This is a genomic window from Streptomyces sp. NBC_00158, from assembly GCF_045160885.1.
GTDB lineage: Bacteria > Actinomycetota > Actinomycetes > Streptomycetales > Streptomycetaceae > Streptomyces.
The window spans coordinates 513,473-537,244 of sequence record NZ_CP108161.1 but is presented as its reverse complement, the minus strand read 5'-3'; the positions used below and the strand labels follow the sequence as shown (position 1 = coordinate 537,244).

The window sequence follows — 23,772 nt, the reverse complement described above, 5'->3', positions numbered from 1 at the left end:
GCCAAGGCCCGACGTGAGCAGGCGGGTGACCTTCTCCAGACCCGGCGCGGCGGAGGTGTACAGGACCTGGCCCGTGGTCTTTCACCGGCTCTTCAGCTGGGTGACCGCACGAGCAAGCCCCTTCGTTTGGGAGGCGGCGATCTCACCGGCCGCGCCGGTGCGGCCGATCGCAGTCCGCATCTGGTCAAACGCCTCGGTGCCCTGGTGCGCCAGCGCAACCCTGGAGGGCGGGCTTGCCGACGACCTTCGACATCGCCGCCGCGAAGTCCTTGGGGTTGAGCCGCTGGCCCGCCTCCTCGAACCCTTCGACGACCGAGCGCAGGCCCTTGAAGTTCCCCTGCGCGTCCCAGACCTCGATGCCGAGCTCGGCCAGGCCCTCCTTCATCCGCTGCGTCGGCGCGGCCAGGTTGGTGAAGATGCCGCGAAGAGACGTTCCTGCTTTGGAGCCGAGGATGCCGGAACGGGCCAGCATCGCGACGGCGGTCGCGGTGTCCTCGATGGACACGCCGAGCTGCGCGGCGACGGGCTCGGTGTAGGACATCGCGTAGTAGATGTCCTACAGCCCACCGGACGCCGTGTTCGTGCCGGACGCCAGGACATCAGCGGCACGGCCGGCGTGGTTCGAGCTCAGCCCGAACTGGTCCATGATGTCGCCGAGGTGTTTGGCGGCATCGGCTGCGGACAGGTTGTCGGCGGCCGCCAGCTGCATCGCGGCACGCCCGTTCGCGATCGACGAGGTTGCGGTCTGGCCGGCCTTGGCCAGCTCCAGCATCGCGTCCGCAGCCTTCGCCGCCGACGGACCGGGGATGTTCAGGTCGGAGCCGAGCTCGCGGGCCTTGGCCGCGGCCATCACCATCTCCTGGCCGGACGCCCCGGTGACAGCACCCCACTTCTGGATCGCGCGCTGGTACTCGTTGCCCTCCTTTCGCGATCTCCGCAAGCCCGGAGACGATGCCGCCGCCGACGACAAGGTTCCGAAGGTGGTGGGCCTCCTGCCGGGCGCCGAGCAGGCCCCGGCGCAGCTGCCGCATCGAGGTGTCGCCGTCCGAACCGACCTGCCGTAGGCCTCGGCGTGCGGCGTCGGCGTCGGAGACGATCCCACGGAGCCCTGAGGCGCCGGAGCTGGCGCGGCCCAGGGTGCGGTGGATCGCGTCAACATCACGGCCGAGGGAACGGAGGGCGCCGGAGGCGCCTCGGATGCTGGAGAGCAGGTTCGCGGCGTCAGCGCGCATCTGCACGCTGAGCGTGTAGGACGACACCGGTCCGGTGCCCTAACTCCCCGCGCCCCTTCCGTTGCGCCCCTGCCGCCCCACACGGCGCGCGCCGGCCGAGGCCCGCGCGCTGTTGATGGCCAGCGTACGTGTGCCAGAGTGCGGCCTGTCGGGAAGAAGCCGGGCCAGCGGCTCGTCGAACTCCACCGCAAGGTCAAAGCCCAGACCTGCCACGACTACCGGATTGCCTAACAGCCTCGCCTGGACTTGGGCTCGCTCGGCTGTGATGCCGAAGGGACCCTGGTAGTTCATGAGCGCGAGCTGTGCGATCAGGACGTAGGCGGGGGCGATGTCGTGGGTCTGTGCGAGGAGCGAGCCAGAGATCAGCGAGGGCAGGGTCTGACTGCGTTTGCCGTACCGCGCCTCCTGGAACACCGTCCGGGCCTTGGTTTGGGCAGCTTCGATGACCCGTGGTTCACCTGGCAAACTGCTCGTTGGCGAAGGCGGCGGGTGTCTCACTCGTCAGCTGTAACAGAATCGCACGAAATGTCGGATACTTGATTCGACTTCTATCGGATGATGCTTACCGAGTTACTCCGGAGGGAATTTTCGCATGCTGGATCCAATGCAGATTGATTTGCAGTCCTTCATTCAGGACTGGCATGGCCCGGCCGATAGACCTGTTGTGAAGCTGCCATCGAGTTGTTCTTGGCTCCCAGCCCCGCTAAGGGAATGGCATGAGTTTTCGTCGCAATGGTCCCCACCGCTGGTGAGGCTAAAGGAAATGATCGCCCCGGAGCGAATCACCGTTGAGGGCGGCAGGGCTGTATTCATGGAAGACTTTGGCGATCAATCCTGGGCCTTCGATGTGAATAACCCGTCAGTTGTCTTGGAGGGGCAGCCGAACGGGGAGTGGGTGACTTCGAAGGAAGGGCTCGCGGAATTTATCATTCATAATGCCGTGCAGGAGTCTGCTCATATGGCTCCCCATTGGCGTTCTTGCAGCAGCTTTCCGGACCGGCTCCTGCCGGATGTTGTAACACCGTTGCGCGAGGTTGCGTTCGGCGGCTGGCTTTGGCCGCGCCCAGGGCATCGGGTTTTTCTCTGCGAGGGGATCATTGCCGAGGTTGGGCCTGCGATGGAAGATCGGGCCCCTTGGGGTGATTTGCCCGGCCACTCCGAGATTCATATCGGTGCAATTACCGCGAGCGATCTCGACTACTTGAACGGGGTTCAAGGGGTTGAGTGGTTGAACTCTTCATCCTCGTGAGGAAAGCACTAGGGGCTACGGCGATGCTCGCCGTAGCCCCTAGTGCTGTTTCAGCTTAGTTGCTAGCTCCCCTGTATGTGATTGTTATTGATCCACCGGAAGGTCTTCCGTACGTGACCTTGAGTGAAGTGTTCGGCGGGAGCATGATGGGCAGCTTATCGTGGCATCCGCCGCAGGGCGGTTTGTTGTCGGCTATGAAGAGGTGCCCAGTTGTTGCGCTCATCCTTGCCATTTCTGAAGCCGCCTGAGACTCCAGGTGGTGGAAATTTTGGGTGGTGGAGCCTGGTGGGCGGACAAAATCAGGCACCATTGTCTCGCCACCATTTTTGGATCCGCTTGTGATTGGCTGTCCGTCGTCCATGTATTCGTCGAGATAGAGAATTCCGGTGAGATTGCCGGCCTTATCTCCGAAAACACTCTTGGCTTCCTCGGCTGCGAGCAGGCCGCCCTGCAGACAGATAGCGTTATGAACCAGGACTGCTGTATCGCCTGCCAGTACATAATACGTATGCAGATCGGCGACGGTGAGATTGTAGGTAGTGATTACCTGTGTGAAAGGCTTGTTCTCTGTGACCTTGAGGCTCTGCCCGCTATCAGTGAGGAGAGTCGATCCAGGCTGGATGTCTCCGGCGTTAATCCATGCTTGCTCGGACGGAGACCAGAAGGGGTGTCCCGTGGTGGCAATTAGTTCCTGGGTTCCATCCACTGTCTCCAGGGAGAGTGAACTGAGTTCCTTCTGCCCGGCCTGCTGGAGCAGCGATGTTACAGTGGAGGATCTTCTTTCGCCGGATTCGGGATCTGAGGAAAGTACTTCATCGCCGACTTGGAGATCCTCGATCTTTTTGGTCGACCCGTCGGCCATCTTGACCAGTGTTCCGGCGGGGAAGCAGTTGCCGCCGGGGAGCTTTCCTGGCATCACGAAGTCGCCAGTACCGCTGCGGCCTTGTCCCGCTAGGTCGGCGAGGAATCCAGGAATTTGGTAGGCGTCGGAACCTGTGTCGATTCCGTTTGACTGCATCCAGTTGTCGTACTCTCCGCCGTAGTCGCAACCGGGAGCGCCTGCCCCGCTTTCTCCAGTTCCTTGTCCCCAGCAGTCACCATCAAAAGTCCAGCCGAACAGGGATGAAGCGTGCGCCACGCTGCTGCCGAGTCCTGCAATGGCGTTTGCGATGGCCTGCGAGACCGGGTCTGCCTTCATCTTGATCGCTACGATCTTGGCCGGGACCTGGCGCTGGGGGCGCTGTGTACTTTTGACCTTGACACCCCAGCCGCTATTGGTGCCGTTGTCTCTTCGCCAGACGTCATTTGAAACCTGGCTATACCCGCGGTTGCTGTTGACGTGTTGATTTCTCGCCAAATAGGCGCCGTCGTCGTTCCGGTACTCGATTTCGTGAGTGTTGCCGAAGGTGATGGTTCCCTTGGAACCGCAGTTGTAGAGAGTTCCGCATTCTTCGCTGCGCAGGCCGCTGGGGTCTGCGTTCATGATGGGATTGCCTGCGGAGTAGGTGTACCCGTTCATCTGGAGCGGGTCGGCGATGTCGATGAGGGGGTCGACGGAGATGAACCGGCCGGTGGTGGATTCGTACTCACGGGCGCCGATGTGAGTGAGTGCCGTGTTGGTGTCGTCGATGCCGCTGCCGAGGAACCCGTGGCTTCCGGGCCAGTTGCCAGGCTGGGTGCCGCGGGGGTTGCCGTAGGGATCAGACTTGCGGCGGGTGATTGCCTGGCCGGCGCTCTGGTCGACCGTTGTGGTAGCGGTGCCGTGGTGGTCGGCGGTCTGGAGGCTGAGCTGGTGGTTGGTGGCTTTGCCACTGGTGCGGCGGACGGTAGTGGCGCCGGGGCCGCTGTAGTAGCGGACAGCGTCGAGGGCTTGGCCCGCCTTGTTGACCGTGATCTCGGCTTCGCCAAGGAAGAGGGTGCGGGAGCTGCCGGTTTCCTCGATGAGGCGGTTGCCGCCGGCGTCGTAGACGTACGTGGTGGTGTTGTCGAAGGCGAACTGCTGTGGTCCGGTGGCGTTGCAGGACCAGAGCTGGAGGTCGCTGCCGTCTGCGGCGTTGTTGGGGACATCGACGCATTGGTTGGTAGCGGGGTTGTTCAGCGACTTGTCGCCAGCGCGGTAGACGAACTTCTGCTTGTCGCTGCCGTCACAGGTGGCCAGGACCAGCTTGCTGCCACTGGTGGTGAGGCACTTGTCCAGGGCACGGACGGTGTCGCCGGTCAGGCGCCACTGCTGGGCCTTGGTCTCGTTGCAGGGGTAGATCTGCACCGGAGTACCGTCGGCCGTGCCGCCGTACTCGACGTCGAAGCACTTACCGGAGGCGCCGATGATGGAGACGGCTCCGATCCCGGGGCTGGTGGCGGAGGTGAGCTTATTACGGCGGTCCCAGTTCAAAGTCTGGGTGTCACCGTCGATCCGGCGGGTCTTGGTGTTTCCCGACGCGTCGTAGGTGTAGTCGGTGAGCGACGTTGCTGTGGAGCTTGGGGTACGGGTGGTTTTCTCAGTCTTGGACAGGGCGTGAGGCTGGGTCTTCAGGGGCGGCTGCGCGCCGCCGGTGAGGGTGACCCCGTAGGTGTAGGTGGTCTCGTCGTCCAGTGCGCTGTTGGTCAGGTCCTTGTTGACCAGCTTGGTGCGATTGCCGATCGCGTCGAACTGGTATTCCTGCCAGAAGCCGTCACCGTCAGGACCCGAGGTGACGTCGGCGAGGGAGGGGCCGGTGCAGGCCGCGGACTTACCTGTCCAGGCCTTGATGAGCTGGCCCATAGGGTCGTACGCGTAGCACTGGCGGTCCTCGCGCCCGCCCGGCTGAGAGTCAGTGATGGAGGTGATGTTGCCGACGGTGTCGTAGCCGTAGGACACGTCACTGATGCGGTTCGGCCCGGTCTCGCGGTCGGTGATCTGGTTAGTGAGCTGGCCCGTGTTCTGGTTGTAGAGGCTGGTAGTCCAGACCCGGTTCGGGGCGTTGCCCGAAGCGGTGCGCAAGATCTTGCCGAACGGGCTGTACTTGATGTCTGCGGTGTACCAGGCAAGGCCCGAGAGGCTCTGGGGCATGCCGTCAACGTTGTACCTGGTGACCAGCTTCTCCGCCGCAAGGCCGCCTGGGGTCGCCGGGAGGGTGGTCGACTGAACCTTGCCGGTAGGGGTGTAGGTGGTGTTGTAGGTGTAAGTGCCAGCCAGGCCCTTTGCTGCGGGGGTATCAGGGATCGTGATCTTGGATCCGGTTGGACGGTACTCGCCGTCGTAGCCCGTGACCTCGTTGGTGTAGGCGGCACCGTTCTCATAGCGGGTGGAGGCCACGGGGTGACCCTTCGCGCCTGGCAGGGTGTCGAACGTGAAGGACGAGACGAGCGGTCCGTCGGCTGCGTTGTCGCGCAGCTCGGTTGTACGGCCGAGGGCGTCGTAGGTCGTGTACTGGGTGCGGCCGCTGGAGTCCTTGGCCCAGATCTGCTGGTCGAGGTTGTTGAACCCGAACTGGGAGGTGCCCATGTCGGGGTCGGTTGCGCTGGTCTTGCGGCCACGGGCGTCGTAGCCGTAGGTCCACTGGTTTCCGGCGGGGTCTGTGACCTTAGCCAGGTTGCCGCGGATGTCGTAGGAATAGGTGGTCTTGTTCGAGGTGGTGAGGTCGGTGGCAGTGTAGTGCCGGACCTCGGTCGTACGGTTGAGGGCGTCGGTCCAGGTCTCCACCGCACGGCTTCCCTTGATGGGGGTGGCGCCATTGGGGGCGAGCCCGGTGCGGCTGCGGGTCCAGTCGCCTCCGTACTCGGTTGTGGCCGAGTGCTGAGGGATGTCCGAGTGGAGGGTGGTGGTGCGGACAATGCGGCCAAGACCGTCGTAGGCGGTCTCGGTGGAGTTTGGCGCCTGGAAGATGGTTTCCGGAACGAAGATCTTCTTCGTTGGAGCACCTTCGGCGTAGTAGGCGCTGGTGGTCCGGCGGACAGTGCCGTTCGCGCTGTACAGCGTGTCCGTGATCAGTCGGCCGCCGCCCAGGGCCTCGCCCTGGGTCTGACGCGGGCGCAGCAAACCGTCGTAGATGGTGACGGCCTGTGTGTAGGTGCCATCGTCCTGCAGCGTGCTGGTGGTGACCGCTGGAGCCTCGTGCTCCAAGATCTGGTAAGAGAAGGTGACGGTGGCCTTGTCCGTGCCCGGCTTCTGGGAGCCCTTCCAGACTGCAGAGGATCGGCCCAGGTTGTCATAGCTGGCTATGGCCTTGTGCCCGTTAGCATCTGTTGCCTCCAGGACGCTACCTCGGGCGGGGTCGACCCGAACGGTTGAGGACTGCCCGAGGGCATTGGTTTGCGTTACGGAGAACGCGGGCCCTGCGGCCGGCGCGTATGCCGAGGAGGAGACGTTGCCAACAGCGTCGTAGGACTTGACGGCGCGGCCGAGGCCGTCGTACTCGGTGCGGGTACTGGTGATCCATCCAGTGCCCGCCGCGTCGAGGGTGTCGATCTGGAAGACGAGCCCCTTAGTGGGGGCGCTCCCGAAGGCGTTCAGAGCGTCGTAAGAAGTACGGGAGTCTCCAAGGACGGTTCCCGTCGCTGTCTGCGTGCAATCACCCTGGGTCTTGCGGACCCTGTGAGGCAGGCCGACCAGATGTTGGCTGGTGTTGTGGACGTAGCTGGTGGTGGTGCAGTTCTGCTCAACCGTGGACCAACTGGCCCCGTTGTTCGCCAGCACTTCGGTCTGCTTGGTAGTTGGCAGACCGTAGGCGGTGTCGTACGTGTCTCGAGTACGGACCATACGGGACTTGCCGCCGCTGGTGTTCTCGATGGTGTCCGTACGAGCGGTGCTACCTCTGAAGGCCTCCAGGGGGGTGGTGCCGTCACGAGGACGACTTGCCGTCTTCTGGCTTGACGGCCAGGTCAGCACACGGGAGACGACGCTGCCACCTGCCTTGGAGTAGGTGATGCTTTCGGCCGCGTTCCCCTGGTACTGGAGGAGGTCCTCTCCGAGGTCCTCGGTGTTGGTGGAGTCCTTGATTGTGATCTTGGGCCGGCCGGCGTCGCCGGACATGCCGCGGAAGTAGCGGGTGCGGGTCTGCGACTGCTCGGTCGCGTCGCTCTTGCCCGCATTGGCGGTGACGCCCTTGCTCACCACGACACTGGCGTAGCCGCGCCACTGGCTGTGTGTGCGCAATTCGGGCTTGGAGAACTCGTCGGTGTCCTTGGCCCAGGCGGCGTCGCCCTCGTAGGTGTAACTGGTGGTGACGTCGGGCTGTCGGGAGACGCGGTCCTTCTCGGTGACCTTGTCGACGATGTACTTGTTGAACCACTCCAGCGGCAGTTTCTCCAGCTCACCGTCCGGCGACCAGTGGACGGGGAAGCAGCGAGTGGTGTTCTCTTCCGGCTTGGGGTGTGTCCCGCCGACGGGGCAGGGAGCGGAGTATCCGACGGAGATCTCGCCGCCCGTTTCGGTGCGGATGGTCTCCACGCGCAGGCGGTCAAAGTCCGGGGTTGCGTCGGTGGCGCTCGTCGCGACGCGGTTGGGCATGTCCCGGACATTGGGCAGGAAGGAGACAGGCGGGAGCGAGACGCTCTCCTGGTTGCCCGCGCCGTCTTTGGTGGTGCCGTAGCCGGTCCGGGTGATCGACTCAAGCCACAGCGGCGGGTGAGTGTCCGTGCGCTGCCTCGGGAACGACTGCGCGAGCGTCCACCGGTCCACCAAGGACAATGCCGTCGAGCCTGGAGTGCGCTGGCCGTAGGTGGTGACAGCAGTCAGGCGCTTGCGTGTCCAGAACGTAGGCGCGCCGCTGTAGCAGTCCTTGGCGTCCGCCTTGCAGTGGAGGGTGGCCGGTGTATCCCACCAGGGTTGCTTGTCACCGTAGTTGTTGCCCTCAAACTCGGCGTCGGAGCACTGGGCGGTACCTTCCTTGATGCACCGCTCGGCCACGGCGAACTCGACCTTGGCAGCTGGCGGTCCGGACAGATTCTCGGTGCGCAGGCCGTACGTGATCTGGGTCGGGTAGCCGGCCCGGATGTAGGAGACGGGTTCCTTGTACTTGCCGTTCTTGGCGTAGCGGTTGGTCTCCTTGGCCCAGTCGATGATCATGGCATTGCCGTGGACGTCCTCGACGTAGTCGAGGTTCCAGCGCCAGCCTTGCATGCACGACGAGGCCGCGAAAGAGGTCTGGTAGCAGGGTTCTCCGGGGTGATTGCCGAAGACCGGGACGGAGAGGACCGAGTTGGTCACGGGGCGACTGCCCGCGCCGTCGAGGTCGTGGCGTCCGAAGAAGTAGCGGGTTCCGTCCCGCGCGGTGACGACCCAGTACTCGCCGTCCTTGGCGCCGTTGGGGACGCTCGCATCGGTCTTGCGTTCCACCCGGGAACCGTCGTCCGAAGCAGGGACCCAGGCGCCGGTCGTTGCGTCGTGGACCAGTTCGGTCGTGGAGCCGCCCAGGGACATGACGACGTTGTCGCCGGCCCAGCACAAGTCGTTCTTCTTCTTGTCCGTGCCGTTGTCGTTGTTCGGAGCGGACGGGCTGGCCTTGCGGTCATCCGCGCAGGAACGGTACCGGCGCTCGACATAGCCCGGCTCATAGCCCCAGCCGTCGCCGATCCAGGATGCTTGACCGTTGGCGACAGAGGTCTTGCCGTCGACTGCCTGCGACGAGTATCCGAAGGCGATCGTTGGCGCCGGTCCTGCGGGCGCGGGAGGAACGTTCAGCGGGTACGACCAGGAGAAGCCGCCGCCGCTGCCGCCCGCTGACCAGGAACCTGAAGGGGACAAGGACGTGGCCTTGTAGGTGCCGCCCGCACCTGCGGCGCCGTCGGATGCAGCCAGGACGGTGGGCCCGCCGCTGCCGCCCGCCATGGTGCGCATGCCTTGACTGGGAGCGGTGGCCGGGTCGATGGTCGCGCGCACCGTGCCCGTGGCCGGGTCGTTGACACTGGGAACATCTTGGGCGACGGAGCACTCCGGGAGATCTGGGGTGGTCAGAAAGCACTCGGGGAGCTGCTTCAGCTCAAGACGGGTTGCCCATTCAGTGCCGTAGAGGTCTTTGAACTTCTTGTAGTCCAGCTGGACATCTACTGGTGTCGAGCCCTCGGCCGGTGGGGTCACCTTGATGAGCGCGCCGTCGACGCTGGCGGCCTCGGTGGCGGCACGGGTCTCGATTGCCACCGACCAGGTTCCGGACGGGGCCGGCGGGGTTGGGTTCGCCTCGGTGGGCGAGGCCTTGCCGATGCTGACCGGAAGCGTGCCCGCCTGCACGAGCTGATCGCCCGAGAGGGCGACGCTGGCTGTACCACCGGATGGCGGCGTGACCTTCGACGGCTCGTACTCAGGCGGCGGCTGGACGGGAGCCCCAGCCCAGCCTGCGAGCTTGGCCGCCTCGATCTTGTCGAGCTTGGCCTTGATGTCTTCCTGGAGGCCGGGCAGCTGGACGCCATCTCGGGACCCCGGTGGTGCTGCCCATGCTTGGACAGGAAGCAACGTAGCCACCAGCATCACGGACAAGGTGATGCCGGTACGCCCGGCGAGGCGCGTACGTCTCGCACGCGCCTTCCTGTTTCCGGGCAGGCGGAAATTATGCGCCGAGAACGGCGACATGTAGACCCCCCACGCTCTGCCCACGATGTAAGACACACGTGTGGCAGGAAACTGACAAATAGCCAGCTGATTCTCAGGTCTGCCGACCGTGAAATCCATAGTCCGATATCCGGTGTGGCCTTTATCACTTTAACCCGTGAATACTTCACGAAAAACGTGCCGTATCCCCCATACCGGAGCCTGAAATGCCAGGTCAGGGGGTGACCTGGCCTACCTGATGGTTCATGCTCAGCTCGCGCGACCCGCGCCTGGAAGGTGCTTCAGGGCACGGACCTCTGGTCCTCCAGGAGGAAGTCGGAGCTGTTGTCTGAGTACCGAGGGTCGCGATCCGCGGGCCCGAGGGGGGAGCAGGAAAGAGAATGTCGGTCGGCGAATCCGTGGATGAGAATCCACCAATGGCCTTGCCTCGTAACGAAGTTGAAAACCCGCCGAGCCGCCGCTGGTACCGGCGCCGGCGCGCCACGGGTGGGCTGGCCGCCCTCCTGGCCCTGGCCGTCGCCGTCCCCGTGGGGATGCGGCTCGACGGACCTGAACGGAAACCCGAAAAGGCGCCTGCCCCCAAGGCACACGGACCTGTTGCCGCCCCCGAAGCCCGCCGGCTGGCGAAGGAGAGCGGCAAGGAGGTCGAGGTCACCGCTGAGGCGACCGAGCACACCACCATGTGGGCGCAGCCGAGCGGCACCTTCAAGCTGAGGGTCTCCAGCCTGGCGACCCGGGCCAAGGTCGGCAACGAGTGGAAGCCGATCGACACGACGCTGGAACGGGTGGAGGGCGGCTTCGCCCCCAAGGCCGTCAACGGGCGCGTCGTGTTCAGCGCAGGTTCGAAGCCGCAGACCGTCGGCGGCGGGGGCGGTGACCGGGCTTCGCGCGGCACCACCCGCGTAGCCCTGGCCCGCCCCGCCGCAGTGAAGACGGATGGGCCCGCTCCCGCATGGAGCGAACTGGTACGGCTCACCACCGAAGGGCACGACCTGGTCGTGTCCTGGCCCGGAGCTCTGCCCGAACCGGTCATCTCCGGCCCGCGGGCCCTCTACGAGAACGTCCGCCCCGGGATCGACCTGGTGATGACGGCGCAGGACGGCGGCTACACCCACGTCCTGGTCGTCAAGGACAAGCAAGCCGCCGCCGACCCGCTGCTGGGCCAGCTGAACTACCGCCTCTCCTCCCCGGACCTGACCTTCCACCTAAACGGGGAATCCCGTTCGGTCAGCGCCCAGGACGCGCAGGGCCAGGAGATTGCAGGTTCCCCCACTCCGTTCATGTGGGACTCGGCCGGCAAGGTGGCCGTCACCGAAGGCGAGCCGCAGGCGAAGCCGGCACCGGAGGCCAAGGAGCACCCGACCCTCGCCCTGCCGGGCCTCAACGGCGCTGAGGGCAACCACGCGAAGGCGGCCGGCGCCGCGCTGTCGGCGGAGAACGTGCTGACGGTGACGCCGAACGCGCAGCTGCTGAACGACGCGGACACGGTCTACCCGGTCTTCATCGACCCCTCCTTCAAGGGGCACAAGCAGAACTGGACCGCGTTCTACAAGACCGAGGGCGGCTCCAGCTTCTGGAACGGGCAGAACTACAACAGCGGCAGCGGCACCCCCGAGGCCCGCGTCGGCTACGAGTCGACCACCGGCGGCACCTCCCGTGCTGCGTTCATCTTCGACTTCGGCAGCCAGCTCTACGGCTCCCAGATCCGCTCGGCGAACCTGCGGATGCTGCAGACGTACTCCTGGGGCTGTACTGCTAGGCCCTTCGACGTCTACCACACCCCGCTGATCAACAGCTCCAGCACGTGGAACAACACCAACAACGGCACCTTCTGGGGCAATCGCATCGCAGGGGCGAGCACTGGCCACGGCTACAACAGCTCCTGCCCGGATTCCTGGGTCGGCATCGACATCAAGTCGAAGGTCGAGGAAGGTGCCCGAGGCGCGTGGCAGAGCCTGACCCTGGGGCTGCGTTCCCCGAACGAGAACGACGCCAGCTACTGGAAGAAGTTCCTGGCCAACGGTGAGAGCGCCCCGTACATCGAGGTCGAGTACAGCAAGGTGCCCGACACGCCGGTCCTGGCGAACATGAGCACCTCGCCCGGCGGTGGGTGCGTCACCGGGCAGCCGTACACCAAGATCGGCAAGACCGATGTGGACTTCCGTGCCAAGGCCACCGACGGCGACGGCAATCTGCGCCGGCTGAGCTTCAGGATCTGGTCCGCCGACGGTACGCCCGTGGCTGACGAGCTCCGTGACACGAACGGTGACGGCGTCGCGAACGTGACCGTCCCTTGGGAGAAGTTCACCCCCGGAAAGACGTACTTCTGGCTCGCCCAGGCCGTCGACTGGGACGGACAGTGGTCCGGCAGCGGCCCCATGGACTCCGGTGGTGGCGGCTGGTGCACCTTCACGGTCGACCACACCCAGCCCACGCCGCCCACGATCCGCTCCGAGGACTTCCCCGCCCCCGGCCCGGACGGCGCCGAGTGGAGCAAGAACACCCTCGGCCCCGGCAAGATCACCGTGATCGCGGGCGGTACCAACCCGGCCGACATCCGCGAGTTCCAGTGGTCCCTGAACCACCCCGTCTACGACCAGAAGGCCGTCCCGGCCGCCGGCCAGGACACCGTCACCATCGACGTGAACCCCGACAACGCCGGACCCAACCTCTTCTACGTCCGCATCGTCAACAAGGCAGGGAACCCCTCCAACCCCGTCACCTACACCTTCTACGTCCGCCCCCGCCCCGGCCTTGATGGCCCCGGGGACACCACCGGCGACGGCAAGTCCGACCTCCTCGCGATCGACGCGGCAGGTGACCTGCGCGTCTACCCCGCCGACCAGATCGGCGACGTCGACGCCTGGATGCCGGCGGCCACCGACAACGGCAAGTCCGCACCGGCCGCCTACTGGAAGGATGCGAGCGGCAAGTCCGCGCTCATCGCGCACTCCCAGGACTGGTACCCGGGCGACGGCATCACCGACCTCGTCGCCCGCATGCCCGACGGGAAGCTGTACGTCTACCAGGGCGACGGCAACGGCCGCTTCGACATCAGCCGCCGCACCGAGATCCTGCTTCCGCCTGGCGCACCCGACCCGGCCACGTTCTCCCAGATCGTCGTCGTCCCCGATATGAACGGGGACAAGATGGAGGACATCTTCGCCACCGCCGGGGACACCTTCTGGATCCTCACCGGCTACAGCGGCGCCACCATCACCGAGGCCCGCCAGCTCTCCGCGACCAGCTGGACCAAGCGCGACATCATCGACGTCCGCGACATCACCGGCGACGGAGTACCCGACCTCCTCTTCCGCGACGACACCACCCCCGACCGCGGCCTCGCCCTGCGCCGCGGCAAGCCCGGCCCCAACGGCGGAGCCGACATCAACTCCCTGGCCCTCGCCGTCAACTCCGCCGACGGCAAGGACCTCACCTACGCCACCACCGGCTGGGACAGCACCACCTGGCCCCTCCTGCACGGCACACCCGACGTCAACAACGACGGCATCCCCGACTTCTACGCCACCCGCAACGACGGCACCCTCCACCTCATCAACGGAGGACGGAGCACCGCTGCCACCAGCTGGCGCGTCGAGGAAGACGACTGGGCCACCGCCCGCGCCATCGGCTGATCCCGCCCCGCTCCACCAAACGAGTGCCCGGCCGGACAACCACCGGCCGGGCACTCGGCACTCACCCTCGGGCCCCCTTCCACAGCGGACCGAGCCACACCACTGCCATCTGCCTGCAAGGGAGAACCCCGTGCGCCTTCACCCCGTCCGCCATGCCATCGCAGCCGCCTCCGCAGCCCTGCTCGTCACCTCGTGCAGCGCCGGAAAGGACACCTCACCCCACAGCGGCGCGCCGTCGTCACCGCCGGCCGCAGCGCCGGCCCCCAAGCCCCTCGACGATGAGCAGCTCTCCGCCCTGGCTTTGACCGCGCAGGACCTGCCCGGCCACAAGGTCGAGGAGGCGTTCCAGGGACCGGTCATCTCCACGGACCGGCCCGAGTGCCGGGACCTGGCCACCGCACTCCTCGGTGGAGCCTTGATCGGCACCGGCGGACAGGTGTACACCCAGGCCACCAAGGGCACGACCACGACCAAGGTGTCCATGCTTTCCTGGTACGGGACCAAGGCAGCGACCCTGCTCGCCGACATCAAGGGCGCCGGCCGGACATGCATGGGCTCCATCAACGTCGTGAAAGGCGACGAGAAGGTGACACTCACCAACATCGTGCCTGGTGCGGCCCTGACAGCTGGTGATGAGAGCGCGTCCTTCGGCGCGGAACAGGACCTGAACGGCAGGAAGACGCCGATCGAGGTGGTCCTCGTACGCAAGGGCACCACCCTCGTGATCTTCGCCGCGCACAGCACCTCCGCAACGGCGGAGAAGCCGGCCGACATCGTGGTGGCTCAGCTGAAGAAGCTCAACTGAGCCTCGCCGGTCCCGCCTCCGTAACGGATGCTTCCGCAGGGTGAAGCCGCCGTCGCGGGCAAGGCCGCAAACGCCGACCGGGCCGACTGGCCCTTGACGTCATCAACCACGGTCTGGACCTGGCAGCTCGACCTCGCCCGCAAGGGGAAGCCCTCTCCTGCCCGGCCTCTGGCAGCTCCAAGAGCAGGGCCTGCTACTGAACTGTGCAGGCCCGCCCTGGATTCCCTCAGACCAGCACATCACCCTAGGGGTACAGCATGAGCCTGGCATTTTTCTTCTGACTCTCGGAACCGTCAGTCTCGTTGCGGGCAGCGCACTCGCTTTTAACATCCGGGATGCCGCAGGCGCGGCAGCACGCTACGCGGCGGCCAACGCCGAGCGGGCCATGCACGCCCGGGGCGACCTCGGTACCCCGAAGCGGGTCATGTCGAAGCACGTTTACCGATATCTGGGAGCCGTGATGGCCCTTGCAGGGCTGGTCCTCACCCTCGGTGGCCTCCTCGAACTCGCCTTCTGACGCCCCGCCCCCTGCCGTACCACGCCGGCGACGCCCCTCTCGCTTGCAGAAGTGCAGCACCGGCTCGGCGCCGGCGCCAGCAACCCCGTTGGCAGCCTCTTGCTCAGCACCTTGCCGCGGCCCTTCCCAGGCCCCCGGACCGGGTGCGGTCGCGTCTGCCTGGGGGCCCGCGCGTCCTGATCGTCGTCGGTCGGGCTCTACGACGACTGCTCTCGGTCAGCCGCACGGCCTTCCCACGCCGTGCGGGGCACCAAGCCGATCCGGACGCCGTACCCGTCCGGGCCCTCGGGCACGGTCTGTGAGCAGCTGCTCGATCTCGTCCGCGACCTTGTCCTCGTAGAAGCCGAGGGACGAGTCGTCGGCCTGGTCCAGACAGGGGATCTTCGACTCGAACGTGGACCCCAGTTCGGGGGTCTCGATCGCCTGGTTCGACAGCGACCAGCCGTCGATTGCCGCGACCGCGTTCGTCAGGTCGGTGCCGGCGGTCAGCTCCGCCCGAGTAGGAAGGTGACCGGCGTCTTTGACGCCCTTCAGCCTCCGGGACGGCAGCCGCACGTCAGGGCCCCGTCCCTCGACGATGTCGGGGAACCGGCCCACCCGGCACTCGGGATGGGCGTCCGCGAGGGGTCTCCGCGGTGAGGGGGCCGTTGAAGGACCCACGCGAGCCAACATACCGTCGTCGGGCAGGAGCGTTCAGTGGGTGGCTATGGCAGTGGCAAGGGTCGATGTGCGCACTCTGTCTGAGTAACTGGGGCATGCAGCCATCTGAGATGCGCGCCAATTTTCGAGGTGAGACCATGGCGTGAGGTGATGCGTGGGAATGGTCGTGACCATTGAATACGCGACCTTGATAGCCCCAAGGAATAGTCGATAGCAGGAGAGACGTCAGCCTGCTGCTTGCTCGCGTTGATCGCCGGCGATGGCGCGCAGGGCCGCGCCCGGCGGGGGCCGACGTGGAGGGTGGGTGAGGGGGAGAGATCCGCGAGGTCCTGTCATGATGCTTGGGCGCATAGCGGCTACGGCAGTACTTGTGGCATCGATTCCGCTCGCGGGAGCCGTTCGGCCTGCGGCAGCGGCGAATGGCCACAGTGTCACCCTTCAAGGCCATCTTGAAGTGTATGAATGTTGCGGATTCCTCAGTTCCAGCGGTGATCTACAGGAGCGGGAGATCGATGTCTCCGTCCGCCTTGATCATCTTGAGGCTAGTCGACGCAATGGATTCGTGGTAAGGCTCTGTGCAGGGGGCGAAGCCAGGGGTGAACTGCGTGTGTTGGTGAACCTGCAGCCGTCCGAATCGGTCGTTGTCGTGCCAGTCCTGAGGTTGTTCGAAGGTTCAGACTGCGAAAATGGTGACCTCGAAGGTCAACACAGAGGTCAGACTCGGAGCCTGCCATTGGGGACTGCGCAGACATGGGTGCTGGGTGTGCAGAATACCGAGTTTCACTCGACTGATGAAGCTAAGGCTTGGTTCAGTGTTATTCATAGAACTGGGTGAAGTCGTCTGGAGCTTGACTAATTTGGTGGGCCTCTCCGCGGTGCGCGCCGACTGCATCCGCGTGGGGCTGACGCCCTCCGCTTACCCGCGGCTCTCGGGCTCCGGCGCCATTGGAAAATGGCCGTTGCAGCGAGCCTATCCCGGGGCGGTGAGCTCGGATTCCCAAGCGCCGGCCGGAGTGCGGGCCAGGAAGGCCCGCCGAACGCGGTCTGCCAGCCACTCCGCCTGGTCGCTCCGTGCGGCAACGATGGTGACCTGATGGGTGGGGTGCGAGTCCTTGATCACTCCGGACCTCCGGCGAAGTGAGCGGCGACCGGGCCTTCGATCGACAGGAAGCCGTACCGGCACAGGCCGAGCGCGTCCCACTCGGTGACGCCCGGCGTCGTGATGCATGGACAAAGCACGCTCGCCGACGGCTGAGCGTGCCGGCGGCCGAGCGAGTCCGTACCGACGAAGCCGTACTCCAGCCGCCGAGCCTGCGGGGCGCTGGTGCCGACCTCCGCGACCTACACCGGCCCACCGCCATGGACCTCCGAACGCCACGACGCCCGGTACTGGCCGGTGATCACCCACGGGCCCGGACGACCAGAAGCGCAGGCGCCCTGGTCGAGAGCAGTGGCGAGGGCGGCGGGGTGGTTGAAGGAACCCTTCTTGCTCACGAGGTGCTCCGGTCACGCTGCTCCAGCCACACCGTCCGCAGCACCGGGAAGGACGACACCTCGCCCAGCGTGGTCACCTCGTACGTCACTTTCGACAGTGTAACCTTCGCTCTGATGTGTGCCGGGAGGGATGTCCAGCAGGATGAGAAGGCCATCTGGAACGCGAAGCGGCGGAAGAACCCAGAGCTGTATGGGCCTTACGCCGATTCGGGATAGCTGGTGCTCGTCTCCTCTGCAACGGCAGCCTGAGGCACCTAATGGGAAGGCCCCGCATGAACGCCTGAACGTGAGTGATGGGCCTCATCGGTGCAAGGGATCGAAGCGATTCGGGGTCCCTCCGGGCGCAATTCGAGTGTTCGTTTCCCCGTGGAACGGTTCCGGGAGAGCTCTCCTTCGTATGGTCTTGTTCCAGCCGGCCATCGCGGGCCCCTTCGCGCGCGTACCGTGGGCGCTCTCGACGAAGGGAGCCGACGTGGCGGAGCAACAGGGCCCGGACTGGGGGCGTGGCCTGCTGGCTGTGGGCCTGCTGCTGTTCATCGTGGGGTTCTTCACCCTCTGGCCGCTGTCGGTCGTGGGATTCCTCATGGTCCTGTTCGTCGGCGTGTCCACGGCGGGGCAGAGACGGGCCGGCGGTCAGCCGCCGGAGACGCTGCTGCGGCCGGGAGACCGGCCGTGGAAGAGGGGCGAGTAGCGAGGGTCGTTATTGCGGGGCGGGGGCCGAGGGGCTCCCGGTACCCTGTGGCATGAGCGACACGACCGCACTTGGCGACCGCATGAAGCGGTACGAGGCCGCGCACCGGGCCGTCCTGCCCCGGCGCACCTATACGATCCTGCGCCTCGACGGCCGCGCCTTCCACACCTACCTGCGCCACGCGGACAGGCCCTTCGACATGGGCTTCGTCGAGGACATGGCCGCCGTCACCGAGGCGCTCTGCGCCGAGGTGAGCGGGACGGCCTTCGCCTACCACCAGTCCGACGAGATCAGCCTGCTGCTCACCGACTTCACCAGCCAGAGCTCCGAGCCCTGGTTCGGTGGCGTCGTCGCCAAGCAGCTGTCGGTGTCGGCCTCGCTGGCCACGGCGGTCCTCAACGAGCGCCGGCCCGGGGGGCGGGCCCTCTTCGACGCGCGGACGTTCACCATGTCCGACCCCGTCGAGGTCGCCAACTACTTCGTGTGGCGGCAGCGCGACGCGGTCCGGAACTCGATCTCCATGGCGGCCCAGGCGCACTTCTCCCACAAGCGGCTCCAGCGCGTGTCGACCGGAGCGATGCAGGAACTGCTGTGGTCCGAGGCAGGGGTGAACTGGAACGACTACCCGGCCGCCTGCAAGCGGGGCCAGGTGGCCGTGCGGGCGACCGGAGAACGGGAACTCGAGTACACGGACAAGCGGTCCGGCCAGACCGTACGGACCACGGCCGTCCGCTCCTGGTGGGAGACCGGAGGCGCGGAGCACTTCACCGCCGAGCCGGGCGGATGGCTCGCGCGGCGGATCCCGGCGATGCCCACGCTGACCGCCTGACAGGGCATCCGCCCGGACCCGCCGCCCCTTCCGGGTGTGAAGATCGGATCTGGCAGACTTGGCCGGGTTGTCCCGGCGGTGCAGGACAGGAAACCGGTGTGAATCCGGTGCGGTCCCGCCACTGTGACCGGCCGCCGCGTGCGCGTGGGGGCCGGGAGTCAGACACTGACGCACCGCCTCTTCACTTCGACCGGGGACGAGGATCCCCCGGAGAGGCCTCACCATGTCGCGTGTCCGCGCCGCCGTGCGCTCCTTCCTGCCCATAGCCCTTGTCCTGCCGCTCGCCGCCTGCGGCGGGCCGTCCGGGGCCGAGGGGCCCGGAGCCGGGGCGCAGCCCGCGCCCGGGTTCCCGTACACCGTCACCAACTGCGGTGTCAGCAGCACCTACCAGGCGCCGCCCGAGCGCGCCGTCACCATGAACCAGCACGCCACCGAGATCATGCTGGCCCTCGGGCTCCAGGACCGGATGGCAGGCACCGCCTACCTCGACGACTCCGTGCTGCCCGCCTACCGGCCCGCCTACGACAAGATCAAGGTGCTGGCCAAGGAGTACCCCTCCAAGGAGGTGCTGCTGGGAGCGAACCCCGACTTCGTGTACGGGGGTTACGCCAGCGCCTTCGACAAGAGCCAGGGCCGTGACCGCGAAGGGCTGGCCAAGGCCGGCATCGGCACCCGGCTGAGCGTCGAGTACTGCACCGAGGGCCCCGTCGGGCTCGCACAGCTGAAGACCGAGATCAACGAGGTCGCCCGCACCTTCGGCGTCCCCGAGCGCGGCGAGGCCCTCGTCCGGGAGGAGCAGCGGCGCGTGGACGCCGTCACCGCACGGGTCAAGGACCGGGCCCGGCCGTCCGTCTTCGTCTACGACTCCGGCGAGGCCTCCGCCTTCACCTCGGGCGGCAGCGGCATCGGCAACGAGATCGTCTCCCTCGCGGGCGGCACGAACGTGTTCGCCGACCTCAAGGACACCTTCGGCGACGTGCCCTGGGAGAAGGTCATCGAGCGCGCGCCCGAGGTCGTCCTCATCTACGACTACGGCGGCACCACCGTCGAGGCCAAGAAGCAGCGCCTGTTGAACGACCCGGCGCTCGCCGGGGTTCCCGCCGTGAAGAACCGCCGGTTCGCCGTGCTGCCGCTGTCCTCCGCCGTGCTCGGCGTACGCGTCGCCGACGCCGTCGAGTCCCTGGGCGGCCAGCTGCACCCCGACGCCCCGTGAGGCGCGCGCTGACGCCGGTGCTGCTCGCCGCCGCGCTCGCCGCCTCGATGGTGGCGGGCCTGGCCCTGGGGCCCGTACGCATCCCGCCCGGGCAGGTCGTCGACATCGTCCTCGGCGGACCCGGAACGCGCGGGGCCTTCGCCTCCATCGTGTGGGACGTGCGGATGCCCCGGGTCCTGCTCGGGGCCGTCGTCGGAGCCGGGCTGGCGGTGGCCGGCACCGTGCTCCAGGCCCTCGTGCGCAACCCGCTCGCCGACCCCTTCCTGCTCGGGGCCTCCTCCGGGGCCTCGGCCGGGGCGGTGCTGGTCATCGTGTCCGGCGCGGGTGCCGCCGGAGCCGCCGGCGGACTCGGACTGCCGGGCGCGGCCTTCGCCGGGTCCATGGCAGCGCTCGTCGCCGTCTACGCCATGGCCCGGCGCGGCGGCACCATGACCACCGGCCGGCTGATCCTGGCCGGGGTCGCCGTGCAGTACGTGCTGTCCGCGCTGACCAGCCTGGTCCTCGTCCTGTCCGCCAAACCGGACCAGCTCCGCCTGGCGCTGTTCTGGACACTGGGCGGCCTCGGAGGGGCCCGCTGGGACGAACTCGCCCTGCCCGCCGCCGCGCTGCTCGCCGGCACCGGCCTGCTCACCGCCCTGGCCCGGCCGCTGGACCTGCTGCTCGCGGGGGAGGAGGGAGCGCAGACCCTCGGCCTGGACACCGGCCGCTTCCGCGCCGCCGTGTTCGTGCTCTCGTCCCTGGTCATCGGGGTGCTCGTCGCCTACAGCGGGGCCATCGGCTTCGTCGGCCTGATGGTCCCGCACGCCGCCCGGATGGCCGTCGGCGCCGGCCACCGGGCGCTGCTGCCCGTGGCCGCGCTCGCCGGGGCCGTGTTCCTGGTCCTCGCCGACCTGGTCGCCCGTACCGCGGCGGCCCCCGAGGAGGTTCCGGTCGGGGTGGTCACCGCGCTGGTGGGCGGACCGTTCTTCCTGTGGATGCTGCGCAGGACCAGCCGCACCGAGGGGGTGGCGGGATGACGCGAGGACCGGCGGAACTTGCCGTAGAGGCCGTGCGTTACGAGGTGGACGGGCACACCCTGCTGCACGGGGTCGACCTCACCGCCCGCCCCGGCGAGACGGTCGGCGTGGTCGGGCCCAACGGCAGCGGCAAGACCACCCTGCTGCGCTGCGTCTACGGAACCCTGCGGCCCACCGCCGGCCGGGTGCTGCTCGACGGAGCCGACGCCGGGGCGCTCGGAGCCAAGGAGCGCGCCCGCCGGGTGGCGGTCGTCCCGCAGGACGCCGCCGGCACCTTCGGGCTGACCGTCCGCGAGGTCGTCGCCATGGGACGCAGCCCGCACAAGCGCTTCTGGGAGCAGGACGGCCCCCAGGACCGGCGGCAGGTGGCCGAGGCGCTGGAACGCGTCGGAGCGGCCGGCTACGCGCAGCGGCGCTTCGAGGAACTGTCCGGCGGCGAGCGCCAGCGCGCCCTCGTCGCCCGCGCCCTCGTCCAGGAACCGGGCCTGCTCGCCCTGGACGAGCCGACGAACCACCTCGACATCCGCTACCAGCTGGAGGTCCTCGGCCTGGTCCGCGGCCTGCCCGCGACCGCGCTCCTCGTCCTGCACGACCTCAACCTCGCGGCCTCCTTCTGCGACCGGCTGTACGTCCTGTCGGCCGGCCGGGTCGTCGCCGCGGGCACCCCCGGCGAGGTACTGCGCGAGGATCTCCTCGCGGAGGTCTACGGGGTCCGCACCCGCGTCGGCACCCACCCGACCACGGGTGCCCCCAGCATCGTCTACCTGCCGGAACCCGCCGGGTGACGTCCGGCGCGCACGGTCGCCGGCGTCTGCCCGTACCAGCGGCGCACGGCGCGCCGCAGGGCGCGGGCGTCGGCGTAGCCGGTACGGGCGGCGATCGCGTCGACGCTCAGGTCGGTGTCGTGGAGGAGCCCGGTGATGTGGGTCCGGCGGAGGTCCTCGACCTCGGAGCTCCAGGTCGTGCCGTGCTCCTCCAACCGCCGCTGCAGGGTCCGGGTGCTGATGCTCATGCGCAGCGCCACCCCGGGCAGCGTCGGCGGGGCGCTCCCGGCCGCGGACTCCAGGGCGGTGCGGAAGAGGTCCAGCCAGCTGTTGAGCGGCACCGATGAGGCGAGCGCCTGCTCGGCGTGCCTGCGCAGCACCACCGACAGGCCCGGCTGGGCGTGCGGCGCGGGGGCCTTGAGGTCGGCGGCGAGGAAGGTGATCGAGCTGACGGGCGCCTCGAAGTCGACGGCGCGCGTGCCGTACAGCTCGACGAGGGGACCGTGGTCGGCCGGGGCCTCGGTGGCCAGGGCGACGCGGACGGGGACCAGGGGGCGCCGGGCGGCGTGGGCCAGCCGCCGCTGGATCAGGCCGAGCGCGCAGGCGCGCACGGCGGACGCGGCCTCGTAGGTCAGATCGGCCCCGTTGAGGTGGCTGACGCGGACGTGCCCGCCGTCCTCGGTGACCCGCAGGCTGTCCGAGCCGATGTCGAGCACGGAGGCCAGGTACGCGGCGGCGTCCCGGATCCCCTCCAGCGGAGTGGGCGCACAGGTGATCAGGTAGTCCCAGACGCCGAGGGAGCCGACCTCGGACTCCTGCGCCATCAGCAGCGCCACCTCGGGCCAGGGCGCGTGAACGGTCATCAGTTCCGCGATGCGGATGCTCGTCAGCGTCGGCGGGCGGCACAGGTCGTCGTGCAGGTGCTCGGGCGCCACGCCGAGCAGGTGCGCGTACCCGCTGCCGGGTATGCCGAGCCTGCGCGCGGCGTTGACGTTGAGACGGGCGAGGGCCGAGGACGTCGTCCCCTGATGTGCGTGTGAGACCACGGGCGCCGAGCATAGACGAGATCCCGGCACAAGATCACTACGCCGGCCGGGCGTGAGATGACCCCAAGACGGCGCGGAAAGTCCCCCGGTGGCGCGGACGGTCCCCCGCCTGGCGCGCACGGCCCTCACCGGGCGGTCCGCGCGCGGATAGCGTGATGTCCGTTCCGGCGCGCCGCCGCCGCAGCGCTCCGCCCCCCCGCGCCCGACCCGCACGGGGCCCGGGGCGGGCGCGGTCCGGGGAGGAGCCCGGTCCGCCGTCGGCGGCGGGCGACGCCCGGGGGAGATTCCGGCCGGCGTGAGCGTTCCCGCGACCCGGCCCGCAAGACAGCGAACACCGAATGGGGAGAGCACGATGCAGAAGTTCGACACGCCGGTTCCGGTCTCGGCCGTCCTGGACGTTCCCGCGGCCCGGATCCGCCTCGTCGCCGCCGACCGGACGGACACCACGGTCGAGGTCCTGCCCGCCGACGCCACCAACGGCCGCGACATCAAGGCCGCGCAGGCAACCGAAGTCGCCTACGGGGAAGGCGTCCTGCGCGTCACGGCCCCCGCCGCCCGCAACCAGCTCCTCGGCTCCTCCGGACGGCTCGACGTGACCGTCCACCTGCCCGCCGGCTCCCGCGTCGAGGCGAAGGCCGCCGACGCGGAGCTGCGGAGCACCGGCCGCCTCGGCGAGGTCGCCTTCGACGCCGCGCGTGCAGCGGTGGAGCTCGACGAGACCGGGAGCGCCCGCCTGACCCTCCAGTCCGGCGACGTCTCGGTCGCCCGCCTCGGCGGCCCGGCGGAGATCCGCACCCAGAAGGGCGACCTCCGCGTCGCCGAGGCCGTCGGCGGCACGGTCGTACTGAGCACCGAACACGGGGACATCACGGTCGCCGCCGCCCCCGGGGTCTCCGCCTCCCTCGACGCCGGCACCGGCTACGGCCGCATCGACAACACGCTGAACAACACCGCCGGCGCCGACGCCGCGCTGAACATCCGCGCCACCACCGCCCACGGCGACATCACCGCACGCGGCCTCTGAAGCCGGCCGGGACGCCGGTGCACGCCCCCGTCACGGGGGTCGGGGGCGCGCACCGGTTCACCGCCAGGCCGT

14 protein-coding genes, 1 pseudogene and 1 riboswitch are annotated in these 23,772 nt (G+C 67.8%); of the genes and pseudogenes, 9 read left to right on the top strand and 6 right to left on the bottom strand.

The annotated features are described in order from the left end of the window. Positions 1–184: 184 nt before the first annotated feature. Both OG553_RS02320 and OG553_RS02315 read right to left on the bottom strand, forming a co-directional pair. Positions 185–940 (bottom strand): annotated as a pseudogene (locus tag OG553_RS02320) (phage tail tape measure protein). 331 nt (positions 941–1,271) lie between these two features. After that, complete coding sequence (locus tag OG553_RS02315) at positions 1,272–1,646, bottom strand: hypothetical protein (protein ID WP_405977326.1); 375 nt, start codon at positions 1,644–1,646, stop codon at positions 1,272–1,274. 178 nt (positions 1,647–1,824) lie between these two features. On the opposite strand from OG553_RS02315, the gene OG553_RS02310 reads away from it, so the two are divergent. Continuing rightward, complete coding sequence (locus tag OG553_RS02310) at positions 1,825–2,481, top strand: hypothetical protein (RefSeq protein WP_405977325.1); 657 nt, start codon at positions 1,825–1,827, stop codon at positions 2,479–2,481. A 55-nt stretch (positions 2,482–2,536) separates the two neighbouring features. Here OG553_RS02310 and OG553_RS02305 read toward each other — a convergent pair whose 3' ends face one another. Beyond that, positions 2,537–10,027, bottom strand: a complete 7,491-nt coding sequence (locus tag OG553_RS02305; RefSeq protein ID WP_405977324.1) for a ricin-type beta-trefoil lectin domain protein — start codon at positions 10,025–10,027, stop codon at positions 2,537–2,539. 395 nt (positions 10,028–10,422) lie between these two features. Between OG553_RS02305 and OG553_RS02300 the strand changes: the two genes are divergently transcribed. Beyond that, positions 10,423–13,641, top strand: coding sequence for a DNRLRE domain-containing protein (locus tag OG553_RS02300; protein ID WP_405977323.1), 3,219 nt, complete (start codon positions 10,423–10,425; stop codon positions 13,639–13,641). A 130-nt stretch (positions 13,642–13,771) separates the two neighbouring features. Continuing rightward, positions 13,772–14,446 (top strand): hypothetical protein, encoded by a 675-nt coding sequence (locus tag OG553_RS02295; protein ID WP_405977322.1) that lies wholly within the window; start codon positions 13,772–13,774, stop codon positions 14,444–14,446. Between the two features lie 733 nt (positions 14,447–15,179). Here the strand turns inward: OG553_RS02295 and OG553_RS02290 are convergent. Next, positions 15,180–15,623 carry a hypothetical protein gene (locus OG553_RS02290; RefSeq protein ID WP_405977321.1) on the bottom strand — a complete coding sequence of 148 codons (444 nt, stop codon included), beginning with the start codon at positions 15,621–15,623 and terminating at the stop codon, positions 15,180–15,182. A gap of 1,341 nt (positions 15,624–16,964) precedes the next feature. Next, positions 16,965–17,117, bottom strand: coding sequence for a hypothetical protein (locus OG553_RS02285; RefSeq protein ID WP_405977320.1), 153 nt, complete (start codon positions 17,115–17,117; stop codon positions 16,965–16,967). 472 nt (positions 17,118–17,589) lie between these two features. Here OG553_RS02285 and OG553_RS02280 point away from each other — a divergent pair, with 472 nt between their 5' ends. The 5 genes from OG553_RS02280 (at position 17,590) to OG553_RS02260 (ending at position 21,651) form a co-directional block, all read left to right on the top strand. Beyond that, positions 17,590–17,808, top strand: a complete 219-nt coding sequence (locus OG553_RS02280; protein ID WP_405977319.1) for a hypothetical protein — start codon at positions 17,590–17,592, stop codon at positions 17,806–17,808. A gap of 52 nt (positions 17,809–17,860) precedes the next feature. Next, a complete protein-coding gene (locus OG553_RS02275) occupies positions 17,861–18,637 on the top strand; it encodes a tRNA(His) guanylyltransferase Thg1 family protein (protein WP_405977318.1) in 777 nt (258 codons plus the stop codon). 48 nt (positions 18,638–18,685) lie between these two features. Continuing rightward, positions 18,686–18,825, top strand: a riboswitch (cobalamin riboswitch). Positions 18,826–18,860: 35 nt separating this feature from the next. After that, entirely contained in the window at positions 18,861–19,850 is a 990-nt protein-coding gene (locus tag OG553_RS02270) for an ABC transporter substrate-binding protein (RefSeq protein ID WP_405977317.1), read from the top strand. Beyond that, positions 19,847–20,866 carry a FecCD family ABC transporter permease gene (locus OG553_RS02265; RefSeq protein ID WP_405977316.1) on the top strand — a complete coding sequence of 340 codons (1,020 nt, stop codon included), beginning with the start codon at positions 19,847–19,849 and terminating at the stop codon, positions 20,864–20,866. Before OG553_RS02270 ends, OG553_RS02265 begins: the two co-directional genes overlap by 4 nt. Then, on the top strand, positions 20,863–21,651 hold the full coding sequence (locus OG553_RS02260; protein WP_405977315.1) for an ABC transporter ATP-binding protein: 789 nt from the start codon (positions 20,863–20,865) through the stop codon (positions 21,649–21,651). Before OG553_RS02265 ends, OG553_RS02260 begins: the two co-directional genes overlap by 4 nt. On the opposite strand, the gene OG553_RS02255 is transcribed toward OG553_RS02260, so the two are convergent. Continuing rightward, a complete protein-coding gene (locus OG553_RS02255) occupies positions 21,627–22,676 on the bottom strand; it encodes a helix-turn-helix domain-containing protein (RefSeq protein ID WP_405977314.1) in 1,050 nt (349 codons plus the stop codon). The genes OG553_RS02260 and OG553_RS02255 overlap by 25 nt on opposite strands. Before the next feature lie 352 nt (positions 22,677–23,028). Between OG553_RS02255 and OG553_RS02250 the strand changes: the two genes are divergently transcribed. Then, positions 23,029–23,700: a DUF4097 family beta strand repeat-containing protein gene (locus tag OG553_RS02250; protein ID WP_405977313.1), complete on the top strand. Its 672-nt coding sequence runs from the start codon at positions 23,029–23,031 to the stop codon at positions 23,698–23,700. Positions 23,701–23,772 lie beyond the last annotated feature (72 nt).